Here is a 21,122-nt window from a genome sequence, read left to right on the forward strand (position 1 = left end):
TGCCAGCTCTGGAGCAACTCGTAAGAAAAGGCGACAAAGCTTGTCGAACTTGTTACCGCACGTTTTTGGTAGGAGCGAGCTTGCTCGCGAAGAACTCATGGACGCCGCGAGCATTCAGGAAGCACGCGTTATCGTTGACGTTTTTCGCGAGCAAGCTCGCTCCTACAAAAAAACGGTATGGGCGCGAAGTCAGGTGGCGAACAGATAGGCTTCCACATCCATACCGGCGTCGCGCATCTGCGCCAGCTTGTAGCGCAAGGTACGCGGGCTGATGCCCAGGCGTTCGGCCGCTTCTTTGCGGCGGCCACGCTCGGCGCGCAGGGTGTCGATGATCATCTGGAATTCACGGCGGCGCAGGTCATCGCCCAGGGCACCGGCTGATTCCGCCTCGGCGACCACTGGAGCCGGGGCCAGGCTCGGCAACGGCGCAGCGCCATTGCCCATGGCCAGGCAGAAATCCTGGGGCTGGATCAAACCGCCCTGCTGCAAAATCAGCGCACGCTGGATCGCGTTGTCCAGCTCGCGCACGTTGCCCGGCCATGGGTAACTGACCAGGCACGCCTGGGCCTCGGGCGACAAACGCGCCTGGGCATGCTTCATTTTTTTGACGTGGTTGTTCAGCAGGCGCTCGGCCAGGGGAATGATATCCGCCGGGCGCTCACGCAATGGGCGCCAGGCCAGCGGGAACACCGACAACCGGTAGAACAGGTCTTCACGGAAGCGCCCCGCCGCCACTTCACCCGCCAAGTCGCGGTTGGTGGTGGCGACCACGCGGATATCCAGCTGGATCGGCTTGCGTGCGCCCACGCGCTCCACTTCACGCTCCTGCAATACCCGCAGCAACTTGGCTTGCAGGCCCAGGGGCATTTCCGAGATTTCGTCGAGCAGAATGGTGCCGCCGTCGGCTTGCTCGAACTTGCCGGCCTGGGCCGCGATGGCGCCGGTGAACGAGCCCTTTTCATGGCCAAACAAGGTGGCTTCCAGCATGTTGTCGGGGATCGCCGCGCAATTGATCGCAATGAACGGTTGTTTGGCACGGCCCGATTGCTGGTGGATATAACGCGCCAGCACTTCTTTACCGGTGCCGGACTCGCCGGAAATCAGCACAGTGGAATCACTGCGCGCCACCCGCGCTGCCAGTTCCAGCAATTGCGCGCTGGCCGGCTCAAAGGCAATCGGGCCATCGCCGTCGGCTGCGGGCATCACGCCCAGGGCATGCCGGGCGACCAGTTCGATCAACGCCTTGGGTTCGAACGGCTTGACCAGGTAATCCGCCGCGCCCTGACGCATGGCATCCACCGCCCGCTCCACCGCGCCATGGGCGGTCATCAGCAGCACCGGCAGTTGCGGCTGGCGCACCCGCAGCAGGCCGAGCAACTGGTGGCCGTCCATGCCGGGCATGTTGACGTCGCTGACCACCAGGCTGAAGGTTTCCTGCTCGACCGCCTCCAAGGCTTCCTCGGCAGAGCCGACCGCACGGTAGTCATGGCCCGCCAACAGCAGCGTGTCAGCCAATGCTTCACGCAGGGCGCGATCGTCTTCCACCAATAAAACCTTGATAGCCATCATCCTCTTACTCCGCGCTTGCCGCGCTGGAAAACAGCGGCAAGGTCATCAATGCACAGGTGCCACGCCCCAGGCGCGAACGCAGCTGCAATTGTCCCTGATGGGCACGGGCCACTGCCTTGACCACGGTCAGGCCCAGGCCAGTGCCGTTGGTCTTGGTGGTAAAAAACGGCTCGCCCAGGCGCTGCAGCACCTGCGGGGCGATACCGCTGCCGCTGTCGCTGACGCACAGGCGCAGGGTTTGTCCGCGGCTATACAGGTGCACTTTCAGGCGCGCCCCGGGGCCACTGGCCTGGGTAGCGTTTTCGATCAGGTTGAGCAGCGCGCCCACCAGGGTGTCGCGGTTGCACAGCAATTCGCCCTGGTGGCTGTCGCACTGCCAGCGCAGGTTGGCCTCCTGCACATGGGTCGCCGCTGCCGCTTGCAGCGACTGCATCAAACCGGCAGGGGTAACGCGATCGGTCAGCGGCAGTTCGCCGCGGGCAAATACCAGCATGTCACGTACTTGGTGTTCCAACTCATGCAGGCGCTCCTTGAGGCGCCCGGCAAAGCGTTGGTGGGTGGCCGCTGGTAATTGCTCGTCAGTCAAATGGCTGGCGTAGATCAATGCCGCCGACAACGGCGTACGAATCTGATGCGCCAAGGAAGCGACCATCCGCCCCAGGGACGACAGCCGCTCATGGCGAGCCAACTGATCTTGCAGGTGCCGGGTTTCTGTCAGGTCATTGAGTAGCACAAGCTGGCCCGGCTCGGCGTCCAGGGAACGGGTCGCAATGGACAGCCGGCGCCCGTCCTTGAGGGAGACTTCGTGGCCGTCGTCTTCACGGGGGGCGAAACAGCGGGTGATGACTTCACGCCACAGCTCGCCTTCCAGCGGCAAGCCAAGCAGGTCGCAGGCCGCCGGGTTGGCTTCGCGAACGCGGCCTTGGTCGTCGATGACGATCACGCCACCGGGCAACAGGTCCAGCAGGTTTTGCAGACGGTTGGCCAGGCGTTCTTTCTCGGCCAGCTCCTGCATTCGCTGGGCGCTAACCACCGCCAGTTCGCCTTTAAGCTCGGAAACCCGGGCCTCAAGCAGGCTGTAGGAGTCGGTCAGCTGGTTCGACATCTGGTTGAACTGCGAGAGCGCGTGCTCCAGGCCCTGGCGGGTCGGCGGTTCTACAGGCGAAACCAGCCCCTGGATGGCAGGGGCCGAAGATAGTTGGGCGGCGTGGGGCATGATGCTCTCTCGCTTGGCTGACCGTCAGTTAAACGGAACGTTGCGAGGGCTGTAGCAATACCCGTGCCGAAAAAAAACCACCTATAAATCAGGTAGTTGAAAAACAGGCGTCAATCATCCGCCTGTTCATCACCTTCTTTGCGGCTCATACCGTACTTGCGCATCTTCTCCACCAGGGTGGTGCGACGGATACGCAGGCGCTCGGCGGCCCGGGCGACGATGCCGTTGGCATCATCCAGCGCCTGTTGGATCAGGCCTTGCTCCAGGTTGCCGAGGTAGTCCTTGAGATCCAGGCCTTCGGGCGGCAACATCGCGCTAGCGCCGAAGTCTGGAGTATGGCCGTTGATTGCCACGCGCTCTTCCATGTCGCTGCGCAGGCTGTCCATCTGCTCGTCCTCGTCGTCGACGTAGCGGAATTTCTTCGGCAACTCGACCACGCCGATCACCCCGTACGGATGCATGATCGCCATGCGCTCCACCAGGTTGGCCAGCTCGCGGACGTTGCCCGGCCAGCCGTGGCGGCACAGGGACATGATTGCCGCGGAGTTGAAACGAATGGAGCCGCGCTTCTCGTGCTCCATGCGCGAGATCAGTTCGTTCATCAGCAACGGGATGTCTTCCACGCGCTCGCGCAGCGGGGCCATCTCGATAGGGAATACGTTGAGGCGGTAGTACAGGTCTTCGCGGAAGCTGCCGACCTCGATCATGCTTTCGAGGTTCTTGTGGGTGGCGGCAATGATGCGCACGTCCACGCTCTGGGTCTTGTTGCTGCCCACGCGCTCGAAGGTGCGTTCCTGCAATACGCGCAGCAGCTTGACCTGCATCGGCAACGGCATGTCGCCGATTTCGTCGAGGAACAGTGTGCCGCCATTGGCCAGCTCAAAGCGCCCGGCACGGCTGGTGATCGCCCCGGTAAAGGCGCCCTTCTCGTGGCCGAACAATTCGCTTTCCAGCAGCTCTGCCGGGATCGCCCCGCAGTTGACCGGCACAAAGGGCCCGTCGCGACGCTTGGAGTGATAGTGCAGGTTGCGCGCGACCACTTCCTTGCCGGTGCCCGACTCGCCGAGGATCAGCACGCTGGCGTCGGTATCGGCCACTTGCTGCATCATCTGGCGCACGTGCTGGATGGCGCGGCTGGTGCCGACCAGGCTGCGGAACAGGTTGGGTTCACGGTGACGGCCGCGCTCGCGGGCCTGGTCGTACATCTCGCGATAGACCTGGGCACGGTGCAGGGAATCGAGCAATTTGCTGTAGCTGGGCGGCATTTCCAGGTTGGATAGCACGCGGCGGCGCTGGTCTTCCGGCAGGTCCACGGAAGAAATATCGCCCATTAGCAACACCGGAAGGAACTCATCCCAGGTAGACAGTGTCTTTAACAGGCCCAGAACTGCGCCAGGAGCGTTTACCGTCCCGATCAATACACAAATGACTTCACGGCTCGACGACAACGAGCTGACCGCCTGCTGCCAATCGTGGCTGCCGCAGGGCAAATTTTCTTCACCGAGAAAATTTAAAATCACCGCTAAATCGCGGCGGCGGACGCTATCGTCATCGATCAGCAGAATTTTGGTTTCACGCCACATGCAATAGCAACTTCCCTAGTAAAACTTCCTGCCCCGGAATGAGGGCAATCAAGACGTCTGTAAGATTTCTTACCTTCTAGACGTCTGAAATCTGAAAACAGCACTAGTTAAGTCAAAAATGATGGCATAGTCAAATATATGACGCGCCGTTCGGATTAACTGCGCCCTTTCAACCGAACAGATGGTAAACCTTTGACGCATTTTTCGCTTGGTTGATCTGCGACATCTCTTCGAAAATCGCCTGGCGCTCGCCGGTCGTCACCTCAAGCAACTGCTGGTAAACCGCCAACAGGCTTTCCAGCTTTCCACGCAGCGCATCCTCATCCACCGGCGCTTCGCTCAGCACCTGATCGATCACACTGCGGCAGCCCAGGTCGAGCTCGCTGATGGCATCCCAGTTGCGCGCAGCCAGCGCGTCGACCAGGGCTTCACGGGTTTCATCAATGCGTTGCAGTGCGTGGCTCATGACGAGTTCCTCAAGGCCCGTGGCCTTATTCTGCTGCGCCTTGTGGCGCGCCGATAGCATCCCAGCCTTCTTTTACGGTAATCATCAAGCGAGCGACTTCGTCGATGATCTCGGCGTCGTTTTGTTGGTTAGCCTCCATCAACCGGTTGGTCATGTACACATAAAGGCTTTCCAACTGCTGAACATAAGCCGGGTTATCACTCTTTTCAGCATCCAGGCCATCGCGCAGCCCGATAACGATGTCGATGGCCTTGCCGAGCATCAAACCCTTCTGTGCGATGTCACCACGCGCCAGGGCGCCCTTGGCCTGGGACATGCGATCCAGGCCGCCTTCCATCAGCATCTGCACCAGGCGATGCGGGCTGGCTTCGGAGATCTGTGCGTGGGAATTGACCTTCTGGTATTGGCGAAGGGCTCGCATGGGGTTCATGTTTCTACCTCGTGACAGGCGACAGCGAAAAGGATTCTAGTAACCAATATGTCGACTGGGCCGCAAAAAGCTTTAACACCGGTCGTCTTTCGGTACGAAAAGGCCAGGCAGGTTGCCTGGCCTTTTGCGTGAGTGGCGATCAGTTATTGGTTTTAGGGTTGTTCAAGGCATTGAGCGTGGTCATGACGCTGGTGCTTTGCTGGCGCAGTTGGGCAACCAGGGTGTCCATGGCGTTGTATTTGGCGGAGAGGCTGTTGGTCAGCAGTTCCATGCGCTCGTTCAGGGTTTCCTGCTGCTTTGCGATGTCCTTGAGGCTATCGGTCAACGACGTAGAACGCGTAGCCAGAACCCCGGTAGAGGCCTTGGCAAAGTCATCCGTTGCACTTTTCATGCGCGCCAACATGCCGTCTTTGCCGCTGAACATACTGTTGATATCGGCTGCATTAGTCTTGACGGCAGCGTCCCACTTTTTGTCATCGATTGTCAGCAAGCCGGTAGTAGAGCTTGTGCTCACGCCGAATTGAGCCAACGACTTGAAAGTGCCGGTCCCCGAAAGCGTGTTGAACTCATTCCGGATCGCCGCCTGCAGCGAACGCATGGTCGAGTCACCTGTCAATGCCGCAGCCGTCGTGCTGCCGTCAAGATTCTTGGTGACCTTGGTTTCGGCGTTCATTGCGGTGATCAAGGCGTTGTAGGTATCAATGAAGCCTTTGACTCCGGACTTGAGCGCCGTGTTGTTGGTACTGACGGTGATCAGCGTAGCGTTTTTATCGCCAGAGGTGCCCGTCTTGTAAGTCGAAGGCGCCACCAACTTGATGTTCACACCACTGAGCGCTCCCTCAATACTGTTGGTCTTGGACACAGACGCAACACCATCAATGCTGTACAGCGCATCCTTGGGCACATCGACGACCGTTGAACCCACATCCAAGCCGGAGGTGCCAGAAAGCGTAAGGTCGGAACCGGTCCCCATGGTGGTAGAGGTCAGGATCAATCGGGAACCATTGGAGTCGGTCTGGATGTTGGCACTGAGCCCGGAAGTACCAAACTGGGTATTGATCGAATCCCGCACCTGCTGCAAGGTCGCGCCAGCTGGAACATTGACGCTGTAATCCTTGCCCGATTGAGAGATGGTCAAGGTGGTCGGCTTATCCGTAGCGTTCACCACGGCGGAAGTGCCGCCGGAAAAGTTCTTGGTGGACAACTTGGAAGCCTGGGCCAACTGGTCGACGATCAGCCGAAAACTACCGTTGGAAGCCGTATTACTGGCGGTCATGGTCGCCGTCTTCTCATCCGACGACGAGCCCGTCAGCCCAGTGAAACTGCTGTCTTTGGACATGGTGTCCAAGGCACCACGGAATGCATCCAACGCAGCTTGAATCTTGCCGATCGAAGACAGCGTGGTGGTCGCCTTCTGGGACGCGGTATTGATCTGCGTCTGCTTGGGCACCTTTTCGGCGTCCACCAAGGACTTCACGATCGCTTGCGTATCGATGTTCGAACCGATACCACTTACCGTTGAACCCGCCATCATCTATCTCCTGTTCGGTGGCTGCCGTTATCTTGACTTATTGCGCCTCAAGACCTGACAGCAACAAATTTCATGCCAGCTCACACCTTGTCGTCAAACAACACGTTGCTTGCGCTGGAAAGGTTTTGTGCCAGCTTCAACGCCGTTTCCGACGGAATCTGACGGATCACTTCACCACTGTCGGTGGCAATGACCTTGACCACGACCCGGTGGGTCGAATCGTCAATGGAAAAATCCAGGCTGCGCTGGGCAGCCTGGACGAATTCGCGAATGTCGGTTACTGCTTTTTCCAGTTCCGCGCGCTCAGGCTCTTTGCCGGTTGCCGCCACTTCCTGGGCCTTGCTGCTGCTTTGATCGGCGGTCACCTTGGGAGGCGCGCCTTGGGGGGCAACCGGCGGATAAGACTGGTTCAGCTTTACACTCATGTCCATGTCCAATCTCCTCTAAACCGAAAAAACGGAAGGGCACGTAAACGCGCCCTTCCGTTAGTTACCAAGCGCGCTGATTACTGAAGCAGCTTCAGTACAGCGGATGGCAGCTGGTTAGCCTGCGACAGGATCGCGGTGGAAGCCGACTGCAGGGTTTGTTGCTTGGTCAGTTCGGCGGTTTCGGAAGCGAAGTCGACGTCCTGAACGGTGGAACGTGCAGCGGTGGAGTTCTTCTGAATGTTCTGCAGGTTGTCTGCAGTAGTAGTCAGACGGTTCTGGGTAGCACCCAGGCCCGAACGAACGCCGTCGATGGTGCCGATGGCTTTGTCGATTACTGCCAGGGCGTTTTGGGCGTTGGTAGCGTCGGTCACGTCGGTGTTAGCGATGGTGGTTTTAGTCGACGAAACGGTTGCACCCGCGAACAAGTCCGAAACACCAGTAGCAGCGTCGCTCAGGGAGTAGCCCTTAGCCGAATCAAGAGAAACCTGACCGGTCACAACGATTGCAGCAGCACCCAGAGCGGCTGGGGTGGCGAATGCGCCAGCACCGTCTTTTGCGCCAACCTTGATGTTCGCCTGGGCGTTGGTATCAGCACCCGAGAACGACAGGTTTTCGCCGGAATCCGACTTAACCGACAGGGTTTTGTTGGCTTCGTCGTAGTTAACGCTGATGCCCAGTTTGGCAGCGTTGGACTTCAGTTGGTCAGCAAGGCCGGCCAGGTCGGTTACACCGACGAAATCGACAGCAGTACCGCTACCTACAGCCAGCTTGAAGTTCGACGGAGTTGCAGCGCCTACTTCCAGCTTGACTTCAGTGCTGGCGGTAGCGGTCAGGCCACCGATCGAACCGTTCAGGCCCGCAGCGATGTCTTTAGCCGATGCGCCTGCACCGTAAGTGACGGTTTTGCTTTGGCCGTTGCCGGTAACAGTGATGTCGCCGCCAGCCAGGCCAGTTGCGCTAGGCGCGATGGCCTTGGTTTTGATCTGCTGCGAACCAATGTTGTTAGCCGCAACGTTTTCCAGGCTCAGGTTGATAGTTTCGTTGGCGTTGGCGCCAACCTGGATAGCCTTGGTACCGTACGAACCGTCCAGCAGCTTCTGGCCACCGAAAGTAGTGGTTTGCGAGATACGGGTCAGTTCCGAAGTCAGGGCCTGGTATTCGTCGTTGTTCGACTTACGGTCGTCGGCGCTCAGGGAGCCGGTAGCCGAGGACAGGGCCAGGGTACGCATTTTTTGCAGGATGTCGGTCGAAGCCTGCATCGCGCCTTCAGCGGTCTGAGCGATGGAGATGCCGTCGTTCACGTTTTTTACAGCTTGGCCCAGGCCGTTGATTTGGCTGGTCAGGCGGTTAGCGATCTGCAGGCCGGCAGCGTCGTCTTTAGCGCTGTTGATACGCAGGCCGGAAGACAGGCGCTGCATGGAAGTGGCCAGGGCGCCGCCAGCTTTGTTCAGGTTGCCCTGAGTCGTGATGGAAGCAATGTTGGTGTTTACTGTTAAAGCCATGACGAAATCCTCGTTGGATGGATACTGCGGCTTCCGGCCCTGGCAACCGCCGGGTGTGGCCTGAGAACCTACGTAATAGTTATCGTCGTGGTAGCCGGTTGCTTGAGGGTTTTTTTGATTTTTTTTACTAGCCCTGTGCCAGCCCTTGTATTTCAACGGCTTATAGAGGCGTGAAACGCCAGTAATCACGGGTTACTGGCGCCAAAACTCCGCCTTCAAGACGCCCCCCCAGGTAGGAGCGAGCTTGCTCGCGAAGAACGTTAACGATGACGCGGGCATTCAGAATGCACGCGGCGCCCTCAGGTTCTTCGCGAGCAAGCTCGCTCCTAAAAAGGGGGCGCAAAAAAAACGCCGATGATCATTCGATCATCGGCGTTTTTCATGAAGCCGCTAAAGCATCACGGACGATAGAGAATCGCCGAGCCCCACGACAGCCCCACACCAAAGCCGCTGATTGCCACGCGCTTCCAGGTGGCGTCCATCACGTGCTTTTCCAGCAGCAACGGAATGCTCGATGACACGGTATTGCCGGTCTCGACCATGTCCTTGATGAACTTGTCCACCGGCGCTTCTTCAAAGCGGCGCGCCACGGCGTCAACGATGGCCGCGCTGCCCTGGTGGATGCAGAACGCATCAATGTCATCTGCCTTGAGGTCCGACTCATTGAGCAGTTCGTGCAAGTGTGCCGGCACCTTGAGCAAGGCGAAGTTGAACACCTGGCGGCCGTTCATGAAGAACACACCATCGCTGACCTTCAAGTGCGGCGCGCCGGAACCGTCGGTACCGAACTTGGATTTGCCCAGCAACCACGGCGCGTCCTCGCCCATCCAGGTGGCGGTGGCGGCATCACCGAACAGCATGGTGGTGTTGCGATCTTCCGGGTCGACGATCTTGGAGTACGGGTCGGCAGTGATCAGCAGGCCGTTTTTCAGGCCGGCGGCTTCCATGAAGCCTTTCATCGCGTAGATGCCGTAGACGTAGCCGGAGCAGCCCAGGGAAATATCGAAGGCGGCAACGTGAGTCGGCAGGCCCAATTTGTCCTGGACGATGGCGGCGGTGTGGGGCAAGCCCTCTTCATCGCCGTTCTGGGTGACGACGATCAGCGCGTCGATGGACTCGCGCTTCAAATCCGGGTTATTGACAAACAATGCATTGACGGCTTCGACGCACAGGTCGGAAGTCTCCTGTGCAGCTTCCTTGCGCGGCAGGAACGCCGAACCGATCTTGCCGATGATGAACTCTTCATCCTTGGCGAATTTGGCACCCTGGGCGTAGTTATCGATCCCGTCTGCCGGCACGTAACTGGCGATGCTTTTTATGCCAATCATTGTGGCTTCCCAATACTAAATAGCTGGAGAACACCCCTCGGACTACGCCGGGAGTGCTGACAATAAAGGGGATAACCCCATGAAAATCTCGCTGAAAGCCGCCCGATAAAGGCCCTGTGACGACTTATCCTTTTCACACGATACAGTGAAGATGCGCTTTATGACTCACAGGTCACTCAATTTTGCGCGCTTTGTGCAAAAACCGGCAACATTTCCAGGCCAGAAACGACAACGGCCTCCCCTGTCGCCAGGGGAGGCCGTTGTTCATTGCGACGATTACATGCGGCTGAACAGGTTCAGTTGGGAGATTTTAACGAACGCCAGTTGCGAGGCCTGCAACATGGTTTGCTGCAACGTGAGGTTGATCGCCGCCTCGCCCATGTCAATGTTCGCCAGATCGCTCATGGTGCTTTTGTTTGCAGTGCCGATACTGATGTTTTCCGCCGACTGGATATCCAGTGCAGCTTCGCGGGCCCCGATAGAACCGCGCACGTTGTCGACCTGGGCACGTGAATTGGCAAAATTACTGATGGAAGCGTCGAGCGCATCCTTGAGCTTGACCATCGCCGCCGGGTTGCCGTCGGCCGGTTGCTCCAGCGCCTTGCGCAGTTGGCTCAGGGTATCCAGCGCGTTCTGGGTCTTGGCAGTGCTGGCAGCGACCGCAAACTGATCGCCGGCTTGCGGTGTGCCGCTGACATCAAAGGTCACGCCTGCTGCCGTCACGGTCGTACCGCCACCGGTGTCGCCGGTTGCGATCGCTTTACTGTCGGCACTGTAGGGCTGGGCATAGACTTCATACGCCGTGCCACTGGTGAACTTGATCACCGCCCCGCTGTTAGCCGGGAACGTACTGGCATAGGTGGCCGGGTTGCTCACCTGCGCATTCGTCAGCTGCGCAGTGGAGGCATTACTGGGCGTGCGCGAAACACTGAAGGTGTCGGGTTTGGCGGCCAGGCTGAACGAACGGTCCTTGACCAGCGCATCGGCGTCCGGCCCCGTCGCCATATCCTTGAGATCCACCGCAATATCAAAATTCACGCCGCGCAGGCTCACGGTGGAGCCGCCTTCCTTGGTGGAATCAAAGGTGCCGTTGCCAGGGATTTCCGACGTGATGTCGTTGCCGTTCTTGTCGGAGACCTTGTACTGAGTGCTGCTGGTAAAGGTCAGCTTGTAAGGCTCGCCATCGGCGAATTTATTCGTGTAATCCGAGCCTGAAGTCACCAGGCCGGCCGACACTGAGACTTTATGATCATTGGGCACTGGCGCCGTCGCCGGCGGCACGATTGCAGGTGCGATCCAGGTCGCCTGGGTGCGGCCCGAGTTAACGGCACCGTCCATGATGCTCTTGCCGGTGTCACCGGCACTGACTCTCAGGGAATCGGAAACCTGCAGGCTCAGCGGCGTTTCATCACCCTGATAGGTGTAGGTGCCGTCGCTGTTACGGCTATAGGGCGGCGTCGAGGTCTTGGAGCCGGAAAACAGATAGTTGCCCGAGGAATCCTTGCTGTTAAGCAAGCCCAGCACCTGGTCTTCAAGCGCACCGATCTGGCCGGCAATCGACTTGCGGTCGGCATCGCTGCGCGAACCGCCCGCTTCAATGGCCAAGGTACTGGCCGCCTGCAGTGCCTCGTTGATTGCACCCAATACGCTTTCCTCGTTGGTCAACGAGTTCTTCAAACTGGTGATATTGCCGTTGAACTGCCCGAGCATGTCCTTCTGCTGTTGCAGCAACAACAACCTCGCCGCCGCCACCGGGTCATCCGCTGCGGTTTGCACGCGCACACCGGAACTGGCCTGCTCCTGGGCCTTCACAACGCTGGAATAGTTGTCCGTGTACTTGGCGGCACTGGTTTCAAAATACTGTGCAGTGGAAATACGCATCGTCCCAGACTCCCTTAAAGACTATTGATCAGCGTGCTGAAGGTTTCTTGCGCAGCCTTGATGATCTGCGACGAGGCGGTGTAGTACTGCTGGAATTTGATCATGTCGCCCGCCTCTTCATCGAGGTTGACCTGGGACACGGAGTTGCGCGCATCCTGGTTGGCCTTGAGCAAGGCGCCCGTGGCCGTGGTGTCGGTATTGGCCGACGCGGCCTTGGCTCCGACGGTCGACACCAGGCGACTGTTGGCCGCCACCAGGCTCACTCCGCCGCCACTGCCATCGGACAGGCCGACGGTGGCTTTGGTTTGCAGGTCGAGCAACGCCTGGGCGTTACGGTTATCCGACTTGCCCGAGGCGTTGAAGGAAAACGTGGTGCTGTCGCCAGCGGCGGGCGACCCGGCGACCGTGGTATCGAACTTGAAGCTTTTGGCCGGCACCAGCAGCGTGCCGTTGGCATCCCGCATCGGTACATCGACCGTGATTTTGTTGCCTTGGCCCGGCACGATGGTGCCGGTGCCAATCGGGTTGCCCTGGGCATCGTTGAGCGTGTAGCCCTGGGTGCCGTCGGCGGCCGGCTTGCCGAATACCATCTTCACTGGCATCGAGTGCTCAATGCCGGTACGCAGTTGCGCGGTATCGGCGCCACCATGAATATCGATAGGCAGGGTCAGGGTCGGCGGTGTAAAGGTGCCGGTACCCTGGTTGGTCTTGCTGCCCTCGCCCAGCAATGGCCCGGCGAACGCGATTTTATTGGCGTCCGTCAAAGTCGTGCCGATGTTGGTCGCACCGCTGGCGGTAGGGCTGACTTTGAAACTATCGCCCGCCGCCATCGGCCCCTTGCCATCCAGCGCCAGGGTGAACCCATCGATCACCGGCGGCGGCGCGGTATTGGTGTCGAACGCGCCCATGGCCTTGCCGTCGGAGCGCACCACCGTGTAGTTGTTGCCGCTGGTAAAGGTCACTTTGTAGTCGTAGGTCGACAGCTTGCTGGTGTCCGCAATGGTCACATTCAAATTGCCGGAGCCCGTGCTGTTGCCCAGCGCGCCCTGACTGCGCTGGGCAATGGCCGCCGCGCTGTTGATGTCCTTGAACAGCGATGAGCCGAAGTCACCGTTCAAGTCCAGGCCCTGCCCCAGTTGGCTGTTGATGGTATCGGCTGTCGCCAGGGCGATACGCCCCAAGTCATTGATGGCCGGCATCAGGGCATCACTGCGATAACGCAACAGGCCGCCGATGCTGCCCCCACTGAGCACGTTGCCCAAGTCGATCGCCGTACCGCCGCCGGCATTGAGCGCAATGGTGTACTGGCTTGGGTCGCTAGCGCTCGGCACTGCCGAGAGGGTGTTGGACCGGTCGCCCAATACCAGGGATTGGCCCGTGCCGGTGCTGACGCTGAACACACCATTCTGTTCACTGGTGGTCACACCCACCAGTTCATTGAGCGAGCGCACCGCCTCGTTACGGGCATCCAGCAGGTTGGCCGGGGCGCTGTTGCTTGAGCCCTGGGCCTGGGTGATCTGCTTGTTGAGCGAAGCAATCGAGGAGGTCAACTGGTTGACCTGGTCACTCATGGTGCTCAACTGGCCATTGATCGACTCTTTCTGTTGAGTCAATTGGCTGGAGATGGCGTTGAAACGGTTACTCAGGGTCTGGGCGCTGGTCAGCAGCACTTGCCGGGCAGACACGTCGCTGGGGTTGGCCGCGGAGGTCTGCACAGCGGCAAAAAACGCGCTGAGCACCGAAGACATGCCGGTTGTCTTGTCCGACAAAGTCTTGTCGATGGCGCTGGCCTGGCTGGAATAAGCCTTGGCATCGTTATTGAGCGCCGTGCTGTTCTGGTAGGCCGCATCCAGGAACTCGTTATAGACCCGACGCACATCCGCCAGCGTGGTGCCGCTGCCAATGTACACACCGCCGTAGGGGTTGTTGGCACTCGCATTTTGCGTGGTCTGCTGGCGCGAATAACCCGAGGTGTTGGCGTTGGCGATGTTATTACTCAAGACCGACAACGATCCTTGAGCGGCATTGAGCCCTGACATCCCGATACTGAGCAAACTCATGGTTCAGACCTTATAAATGTGTGGTTGCGCCAGCGGCAGCGTAGTTCTGGTAACTGTTCATGTTTTTTGCGATCTGCGAAATCTTGCTGGCGTAATCCGGGTCGGTTGCATAACCGGCTTTTTGCAACTCGCGTACAAACTGTTCCGGGTTGTCGGCTGATTTCACAACTTCTTTATAGCGATCATGGCTTTGCAGCAGGGTCACGAGGTCGTGGAAGCTGTCCTGGTAGGAGCTGTAGGAACGGAATTGCGCCGTTTCCTTGACCATCGCCCCATCGCGAAACTCGCTGGTGATCGCCCGGGCCTGACCACCCTGCCAGCTCTGCCCGGCCTTGATGCCGAACAGGTTGTGGCTGCTGCTGCCGTCCTCGGCGCGCATGACTGATTTGCCCCAACCGGTTTCCAGTGCCGCCTGGGCCACCAGGTACTTGGGGTCGATACCAATCCGTGCGGCAGCGGCCTTGGCCATCGGCAACATGGTGGCGACAAATTCATCCTGGGAGCTGAAGGCTTTCTTGGCCGGCGCCAGCGGTGGCTGGGCAATGGCGCGGCCATACACCTGCATGCGCCCGCTCGGCACGGCAAAGCTACGCGTGCTGCTGTTGATGACCGTGTCGTCGGCAGCGCTGTTACGCAGGGGCGCGGATTTGGCTTCGACCGGAGCGTTCGGCACGATACCCGCCAGCAGGCGGTCGGCCAGCTTGCTGGGCAAGGCGATACGACGCTGGTTCATCAGTTCCATGTCGTTGGCATGGGTGCTGGCGCCCTCAGGCACGGCCACGCGATACGCCCACAAAGGCCGCTGGCCATTGGAGCGGCCCAACGGGCCTTCGGCCTGGGTACCGGCGGCAATCTCGGTCGGCACATCGACTTTCTTCACCGGCGCGTCCGCCGCCGGGCCTTGCAAGGTGGCGGCCTGGGCCTCCACCGGCTTGTTCTTCTGCATCTGGCGCATCAGCACATCGGCCAGGCCGATACCGCCACCTTCGCGGGACATCGACACTGCCAGTTGCTGGTCGTACATTTCCTGGTACTGCTTGGCGGCCGGGGTGTTCAGCGGGTTGTCCTTGCCCAGGGCCTCGGTGGCCGAACGCATGGACTTGAGCATCTCGTTCAAAAACAGCGACTCGAATTCCTGCGCCACTTTGCGCAGGTTGCCTTCGCTGTTTTTGTCGTCACCGACCTTGAGCTGGTTAAGCCGGTTCAGGTCGGAGTAAGACCCCGAGTCCGCCGTGCTGCTGATGCCGCTCTTGCGCATATCCATGGCCATGGCCTCAGATCACGATCAGGTCGGCTTGCAACGCGCCGGCCTGCTTCAAAGCTTCGAGGATCGCCATCAAGTCGCCGGGCGCAGCGCCCACCTGGTTCACCGCACGGACAATCTCGTCCAGGGTGGTGCCGGGGCCGAACTTGAACATCGGCTTGGCTTCTTGCTGGGCATTGACCCGCGAGCGCGGGACCACGGCCGTCTGGCCACCGGACAACGGCCCAGGCTGACTGACGATCGGGTCTTCGGTGATGGTCACCGTCAGGCTGCCGTGGGTCACCGCCGCTGGCGAAACCTTGACGTTCTGGCCGATCACGATGGTGCCGGTGCGCGAGTTGATGATGACTTTCGCTACGGCCTGGCCTGGGTCCACTTCAAGGTTTTCCAGGATCGACAGGTAGTCCACGCGCTGGCTTGGGTCCAAAGGCGCAGTGACGCGAACCGAGCCGCCGTCGATGGCCTGAGCCACGCCAGGGCCGAGCATGTCGTTGATCTTGTCGACCACGCGCTTGGCGGTGGTGAAGTCGGAGCGGTTGAGGTTCAGGGTCAGGCTGTTGCCCTGGTTGAAACCACTCGGCACGGTGCGTTCAACCGTGGCGCCACCGGGGATACGCCCGGCCGACGGCACGTTGACGGTGATCTTCGAGCCGTCGCGGCCTTCGGCGTCAAAACCGCCGACCACCAGGTTGCCCTGGGCGATGGCGTAGACGTTGCCGTCGATACCTTTGAGCGGCGTCATCAGCAAGGTGCCGCCCCGCAGGCTCTTGGAGTTACCCATGGACGACACGGTGATATCCACCACCTGCCCCGGCTTGGCGAACGCGGGCAGATCGGCGCTGATCGACACCGCCGCGACGTTCTTCAACTGCACGTTGCCCGAGCCTGGCGGCACCTTGATGCCGAACTGGGAGAGCATGTTGTTGAAGGTTTGCAGGGTGAACGGCGTCTGGGTGGTCTGGTCACCCGTGCCGTTGAGCCCCACGACCAGGCCATAGCCGATCAACTGGTTGGAGCGCACGCCGGAAATACTGGCGATATCCTTCAGGCGCTCGGCCTGGGCCACAGCACTCAAGGCCAGCAAAAGCGCCATCGCCATCAGCTGTTTGAACTTCAAAATGGCCACCTAGAAAGGGAACAGCGGGCTGAGGAAGAAGCGGTCGAACCAGCCCGGCTGGCTCGCATCGGCAAACGAACCGGTGCCCGAGTAGGTAATGCGTGCATCGGCAATGCGCGTCGACGGCACGGTGTTGTCGGTGGAGATGTCATCGGCGCGGACCATGCCGGCGATGCGCACCAGCTCGTCGCCGGTGTTGAGGGTCATCCACTTTTCACCGCGCACGGCAATGATGCCGTTGGGCAATACATCGGCGACGGTCACGGTGATCGAACCGGTCAGGCTGTTGCCCTGCCCGGCCGCGCTCTTGCCGTTGGTGGCGCGGTCGCCGCTGTAGCCGGCGTCCAGGCTCAGGTCACCACCGCCCAGCGGGTTGTTGGTGTTCAGGCCGCCGCCGAACAGCGAGGTCAGGCCGATGCTGGTCTTGCTGTTCTTGCCGATCTGCGAGTTGGCGTTCTTGCTGGCCTGGGTCTTCTCGTTCAGGGTGATGGTGATGATGTCACCGACCCGAAACGCCTTGCGGTCGCTGTACAGGTTCTGCTCGAAACCGGCCTGGTAGATCGAGCCATTGTTGGCCGCCGCCGGCAGCGGTGTGCGTGGCAACACCGGCGCGTAGTACGGGTCATTGGGCTTTGGCGTGGGGGCGACACAGCCCGCAAGCACGGCGATCCCACTCAATGCCAACACACAAACATAGCGATTCATGACCCTAACCTCACGGTGTTGCAGGCACCCTCAAGGGCGCCCCATAGACTTGATTACAGATTCTGCGTAACGAACGAAAGCATCTGGTCGGCGGTGGAAATCACCTTGGAGTTCATCTCGTAGGCGCGCTGGGTGGTGATCATGTTGACCATCTCCTCAACGGTGCTGACGTTGGAGGTTTCCAGAGTGCTTTGCAGCGTTGTGCCGAAGCCGTTCAAGCCAGGGGTGCCGATTTGCGGCGCGCCACTGGAGGCGGTTTCCAGGAACAGGTTGTTGCCCATGGCCTGCAGGCCGGCCGGGTTGATGAAGTCGGCGGTTTGCAGGTTGCCGATCACCTGGGACGCTGGGTTGCCAGCGACGGTGATGGACACGGTGCCGTCGTTGCCGACGGTGAAGGTCTTGGCGTCGGGCGGCACCACGACAGCAGGCTCCAGGGCGAAACCGTTGGCGGTCACGATCTGGCCGTTGGAGTCCAGGTGGAAGGTGCCGTCACGGGTGTAAGAAGTGGTGCCATCCGGTTGCAGCACTTGAAAAAAGCCCCGGCCGTTGATCGCCATGTCCAGGGGCTGGCCGGTTTGCTGCAGGTTGCCGGCGCTGAAGTTTTTCTGGGTGCCGACGATCTGCACACCGGTACCCAGTTGCAGGCCCGACGGCAGTTCGCTGTCCTGGGTCGATTGGGCGCCCGGTTGCTTCTTGATCTGATAGAGCAAGTCCTGGAACTCGGCGCGGTCACGTTTGAAGCCCGTGGTCGACACGTTTGCCAGGTTGTTGGAAATGGTCGTCAGGTTGGTGTCCTGGGCGGACAGGCCTGTCTTGGCAACCCATAGAGCCGGAAGCATGCTGTTCTCCTTCGTGCGCCGGATGGTTGGCGCTGCATTGCAAATTAGTTAATGGGCTTGGATCAGCTCATCTGCATGACGCGCGTCATGGCCTGGTCGTCTTCTTTTGCGCTGTTCATCATCTTGATGTGCAGCTCGAACTGCTTGGCCAGCGCCAGCACTGCGGTCATTTCTTCCACGGCATTGACGTTGCTCGCCTGCAGGAAACCCGAGGTCAGCCGCACGTTCGCGTCAGCCTGGGCCGGTTGGCCATCCTTGGTGTGGATGGTGCCGTCCAGGCCCTTGGTCATGTTCTTGAGGTCAGGCTGGACCATCTTGATACGGTCCACTTCCGCCATCACCCGCGGGCCTTCGCCCATGGCGCGGATACTGATAGTGCCGTCCGAACCCACTTCGATTTTCTGCTGGGGCGGCACGGCGATCGGGCCACCGTTGCCCATGATCGGCATACCGTTGCCGGCCCGCAGCACGCCCAGGGCATCCACGTTCATGCTGGCGCTGCGCACGTAGGCTTCGCCGCCATCCGGGGTCTGCACCGCCATCCAGCCGTCGCCGCTGACGGCTACGTCCAGGTCGCGACCGGTCTCGATCATCGCGCCCGGTGAAAAGTCGGTAGCCGGACGTTCGGTCATGGCAAACGCCCGCGCCGGAAAGCTGTCACCGAACACCGGCATCGAACGCGCCTGTTCCAGGTCGCGCTGGAAGCCGTTGGTGGAAATGTTCGCCAGATTGTTGGCATGGGCCTTCTGCGCCAGTGCATTCTGGCTGGCGCCGGTCATTGCCACATAAAGGTACTTGTCCACGCTCTATCCTCTTTCTGACGGACGCTTGCCGCCCACCGCTGTACTGAGGAGGCTTAAGCAATTTGCGAACCAACTTTTTAAAAGAGGCGCAAATCCAGGCGCGGCGGGGGTTTCGTGGAGGTATGTGAAATTGGTAGGGGAGAAACAGTCGAAAAAACGGCGGACTACTGCCGCCTGCGGCAAACACCGGCCTTAAATCCGGTACAGATCAAAGCCGGCTTGCCTGCGATAGCGTTGGTTCAGTGACAGACTCATTGACTGACATGCCGCCATCGCGGGCAAGCCCGCTCCCACAGGGGATTGATGCCGGGCGCTGATGCCGTGGGCAATACCCAACCAATGTGGGAGCTGGCTTGCCTGCGATAGCGGTGGTTCAGTCACAAATTCATTGACTGACACGCCGCCATCGCGGGCAAGCCCGCTCCCACAGAGGATTGATGCTGGGCGTTGATTCCGTGGGCAATACCCAACCAATGTGGGAGCTGGCTTGCCTGCGATAGCGGTGGTTCAGTGACAGACTCATTGACTGACACGCCGCCTTCGCGGGCAAGCCCGCTCCCACAGAGGATTGATGCTGGGCGTTGATTCCGTGGGCAATACCCAACCAATGTGGGAGCTGGCTTGCCTGCGATAGCGGTTGGGCAGGCCCTGATATGCCAACTGACAGTCCGTTATCGCCGGCAAGCCAGCTCCCACCGTTTTAACTACGATCAGCCTTGAGCACTTCGTAATCACGCAGTTTGTTGGCAATGGTGGTGTGCGACACCCCCAGGCGCTTGCCCAACTGGCGACTGCTCGGGTGTTCGGCGTACAGGCTTTCCAACACCGCCTTTTCAAAGCGCCCGACGATATCCTCCAGGCTACCCTCCAGGGAAAAATCGCCCAGCGGCTGACGCACGCCATAATCCGGCAACCGAATATGCTCAACCTTGACCGTGCCGCCTTCGCACAACGACACCGCCTGGAACAGCACGTTTTCCAGCTGCCGCACGTTGCCCGGCCAGTGGTAGTGGCTGAGCTTGTCCATAGCGGCGGGGGCCAACTTGGGCAGAGGACAACCGATCTGCCGACTGGCCTGGTCGAGAAAGTGCTCGACCAACGGCGCGAGGCCATCCAGGCATTCGCGCAACGGCGGGATATGCAGCGACAGCACATTCAGCCGGTGATAAAGGTCCTGACGAAACTCACCCCGGGCGCAGAGTTCCGACAAATCTACCTGGGTCGCGCAGATCACCCGCACGTCCAGGTACACCTCTTCATCACTGCCCACCCGGCGAAAACAACCGTCCTGCAGAAAGCGCAGCAGCTTGACCTGCAAGCGCGCGCTCATTTCTCCCACGCCATCCAGAAACAAGGTACCGCCCGCCGTCAGCTCAAGCAGGCCCAACTTGCCTTCGGCCCGCGCCCCTTCAAATGCGCCGGGGCCATAGCCAAACAGTTCAGTCTCGGCCATCGACTCGGGCAACCCCGCGCAGTTGAGCGCCATCAACGGCGACTGCCCCCGCGGGCTGGCCAAGTGGCAGGCCCGGGCCAACAGCTCCTTGCCGGTGCCGGTTTCGCCTTCTATTAATAGCGGCGCATCCAGCGGCGCCATGCGCCGCGCTTCACGCACCACTGCGGCCATGACCTTGGAGCTCTGGAAGATGCTGTCGAAACCGCGCAGCTCTTGCTTGCGCACGTTATAGATACGCTCACCGACCCGGTCGGCACGGTGCAGGGTGAGCACGGCGCCGGCCATGGCTTCGCTGTCGTCGTGCTCGGAGGATTGCAGGGGCGCGATGTCCGCCAGAAATACGTCACCCTTGACCTTGACCCGCAGGCCATTGATTCGTGACTTGCTGGCGCGCACCAGTTCCGGCAGGTCAAAATCCTCGGCATAACGCGACAGGGGAATCCCCGGCACTTCATCTACCCGTACGCCAAGCAACTGCGCCGCCGCACGGTTGGCGGCCACGATGGAGCCGCCCATATCAATGGACAGCACCGGGAATTCCAGGGCGCCGAGCAATGCGTTGAGTTCCATATGCCGCCGCTCGCTGGGCATCAGCCCTACCCGCTTGACCCCGAATACTCCGGCAATCGCCTCGAACTGCGGGCGCAACGCCTGGAACTGCATGTTCACCAGGTTGGGGCAGAACAGGTAGATGGCATTGCCGTGCTCGCCGCCGACTTCGCCCTTGGCGACGTTGACGCCGTACTCCACCAGCAGGTTGAGGATGTCCCGCAGGATGCCGATGCGGTTTTGGCAGTGCACTTTGATACGCATGGAAAGACTCGAAAAGGGAGTAGGCGCCGCGGCTTTTTGTCGGCGGGCGCAGATAGTCGTCAAGATTATGTGACAGCGCGGTGGCTTTTCCCAGCCCATAGCTGCGACGAGCGGGCCTGTCGTAACGAATACTT

At 60.1% G+C, this 21,122-nt stretch carries 17 protein-coding genes; all 17 read right to left on the reverse strand.

All coding sequences use genetic code 11. From position 1 onward, the window contains the following. Nucleotides 1-189: 189 nt before the first annotated feature. Nucleotides 190-1,566: a sigma-54 dependent transcriptional regulator gene (locus APH41_RS16545; RefSeq protein ID WP_032897832.1), complete on the reverse strand. Its 1,377-nt coding sequence runs from the start codon at nt 1,564-1,566 to the stop codon at nt 190-192. A 7-nt stretch (nt 1,567-1,573) separates the two neighbouring features. Next, nucleotides 1,574-2,785 (reverse strand): PAS domain-containing sensor histidine kinase, encoded by a 1,212-nt coding sequence (locus tag APH41_RS16550; protein WP_054898642.1) that lies wholly within the window; start codon nt 2,783-2,785, stop codon nt 1,574-1,576. A 110-nt stretch (nt 2,786-2,895) separates the two neighbouring features. Then, complete coding sequence (locus APH41_RS16555) at nt 2,896-4,368, reverse strand: sigma-54 dependent transcriptional regulator (protein ID WP_034126784.1); 1,473 nt, start codon at nt 4,366-4,368, stop codon at nt 2,896-2,898. 169 nt (nt 4,369-4,537) lie between these two features. Beyond that, nucleotides 4,538-4,834: a flagellar protein FliT gene (locus tag APH41_RS16560; protein ID WP_034126783.1), complete on the reverse strand. Its 297-nt coding sequence runs from the start codon at nt 4,832-4,834 to the stop codon at nt 4,538-4,540. A gap of 25 nt (nt 4,835-4,859) precedes the next feature. Next, the gene (fliS, locus tag APH41_RS16565; RefSeq protein ID WP_054898643.1) at nt 4,860-5,264 is read right to left on the reverse strand and encodes a flagellar export chaperone FliS; all 405 of its coding nucleotides are present in this window, start codon (nt 5,262-5,264) and stop codon (nt 4,860-4,862) included. Between the two features lie 139 nt (nt 5,265-5,403). After that, nucleotides 5,404-6,795, reverse strand: a complete 1,392-nt coding sequence (gene fliD, locus APH41_RS16570) for a flagellar filament capping protein FliD (protein WP_054920181.1) — start codon at nt 6,793-6,795, stop codon at nt 5,404-5,406. 80 nt (nt 6,796-6,875) lie between these two features. Next, nucleotides 6,876-7,226 carry a flagellar protein FlaG gene (locus APH41_RS16575; protein WP_054920183.1) on the reverse strand — a complete coding sequence of 117 codons (351 nt, stop codon included), beginning with the start codon at nt 7,224-7,226 and terminating at the stop codon, nt 6,876-6,878. A gap of 74 nt (nt 7,227-7,300) precedes the next feature. Continuing rightward, nucleotides 7,301-8,725: a flagellin gene (locus APH41_RS16580; RefSeq protein ID WP_054920185.1), complete on the reverse strand. Its 1,425-nt coding sequence runs from the start codon at nt 8,723-8,725 to the stop codon at nt 7,301-7,303. A 398-nt stretch (nt 8,726-9,123) separates the two neighbouring features. Next, nucleotides 9,124-10,053, reverse strand: a complete 930-nt coding sequence (locus APH41_RS16585) for a ketoacyl-ACP synthase III (protein WP_054920187.1) — start codon at nt 10,051-10,053, stop codon at nt 9,124-9,126. Nucleotides 10,054-10,329: 276 nt separating this feature from the next. After that, nucleotides 10,330-11,934: a flagellar hook-associated protein 3 gene (locus APH41_RS16590; protein WP_034126777.1), complete on the reverse strand. Its 1,605-nt coding sequence runs from the start codon at nt 11,932-11,934 to the stop codon at nt 10,330-10,332. A gap of 14 nt (nt 11,935-11,948) precedes the next feature. Beyond that, complete coding sequence (gene flgK / locus APH41_RS16595; RefSeq protein WP_034126776.1) at nt 11,949-13,994, reverse strand: flagellar hook-associated protein FlgK; 2,046 nt, start codon at nt 13,992-13,994, stop codon at nt 11,949-11,951. Nucleotides 13,995-14,004: 10 nt separating this feature from the next. Beyond that, complete coding sequence (gene flgJ / locus APH41_RS16600) at nt 14,005-15,264, reverse strand: flagellar assembly peptidoglycan hydrolase FlgJ (RefSeq protein ID WP_054898649.1); 1,260 nt, start codon at nt 15,262-15,264, stop codon at nt 14,005-14,007. A gap of 4 nt (nt 15,265-15,268) precedes the next feature. Beyond that, on the reverse strand, nt 15,269-16,378 hold the full coding sequence (locus APH41_RS16605; RefSeq protein ID WP_161793221.1) for a flagellar basal body P-ring protein FlgI: 1,110 nt from the start codon (nt 16,376-16,378) through the stop codon (nt 15,269-15,271). A gap of 6 nt (nt 16,379-16,384) precedes the next feature. Continuing rightward, on the reverse strand, nt 16,385-17,080 hold the full coding sequence (gene flgH / locus APH41_RS16610; RefSeq protein ID WP_034126774.1) for a flagellar basal body L-ring protein FlgH: 696 nt from the start codon (nt 17,078-17,080) through the stop codon (nt 16,385-16,387). A gap of 53 nt (nt 17,081-17,133) precedes the next feature. Further along, nucleotides 17,134-17,919 (reverse strand): flagellar basal-body rod protein FlgG, encoded by a 786-nt coding sequence (gene flgG / locus APH41_RS16615; RefSeq protein ID WP_003192986.1) that lies wholly within the window; start codon nt 17,917-17,919, stop codon nt 17,134-17,136. 62 nt (nt 17,920-17,981) lie between these two features. Continuing rightward, a complete protein-coding gene (locus tag APH41_RS16620; RefSeq protein ID WP_003192988.1) occupies nt 17,982-18,722 on the reverse strand; it encodes a flagellar basal body rod protein FlgF in 741 nt (246 codons plus the stop codon). A 700-nt stretch (nt 18,723-19,422) separates the two neighbouring features. Next, entirely contained in the window at nt 19,423-20,988 is a 1,566-nt protein-coding gene (locus APH41_RS16625) for a sigma-54-dependent phenylalanine hydroxylase transcriptional regulator PhhR (protein WP_003192990.1), read from the reverse strand. Nucleotides 20,989-21,122 lie beyond the last annotated feature (134 nt).

Source organism: Pseudomonas sp. NBRC 111138, from assembly GCF_001320835.1.
Taxonomy (GTDB): domain Bacteria; phylum Pseudomonadota; class Gammaproteobacteria; order Pseudomonadales; family Pseudomonadaceae; genus Aquipseudomonas; species Aquipseudomonas paracarnis.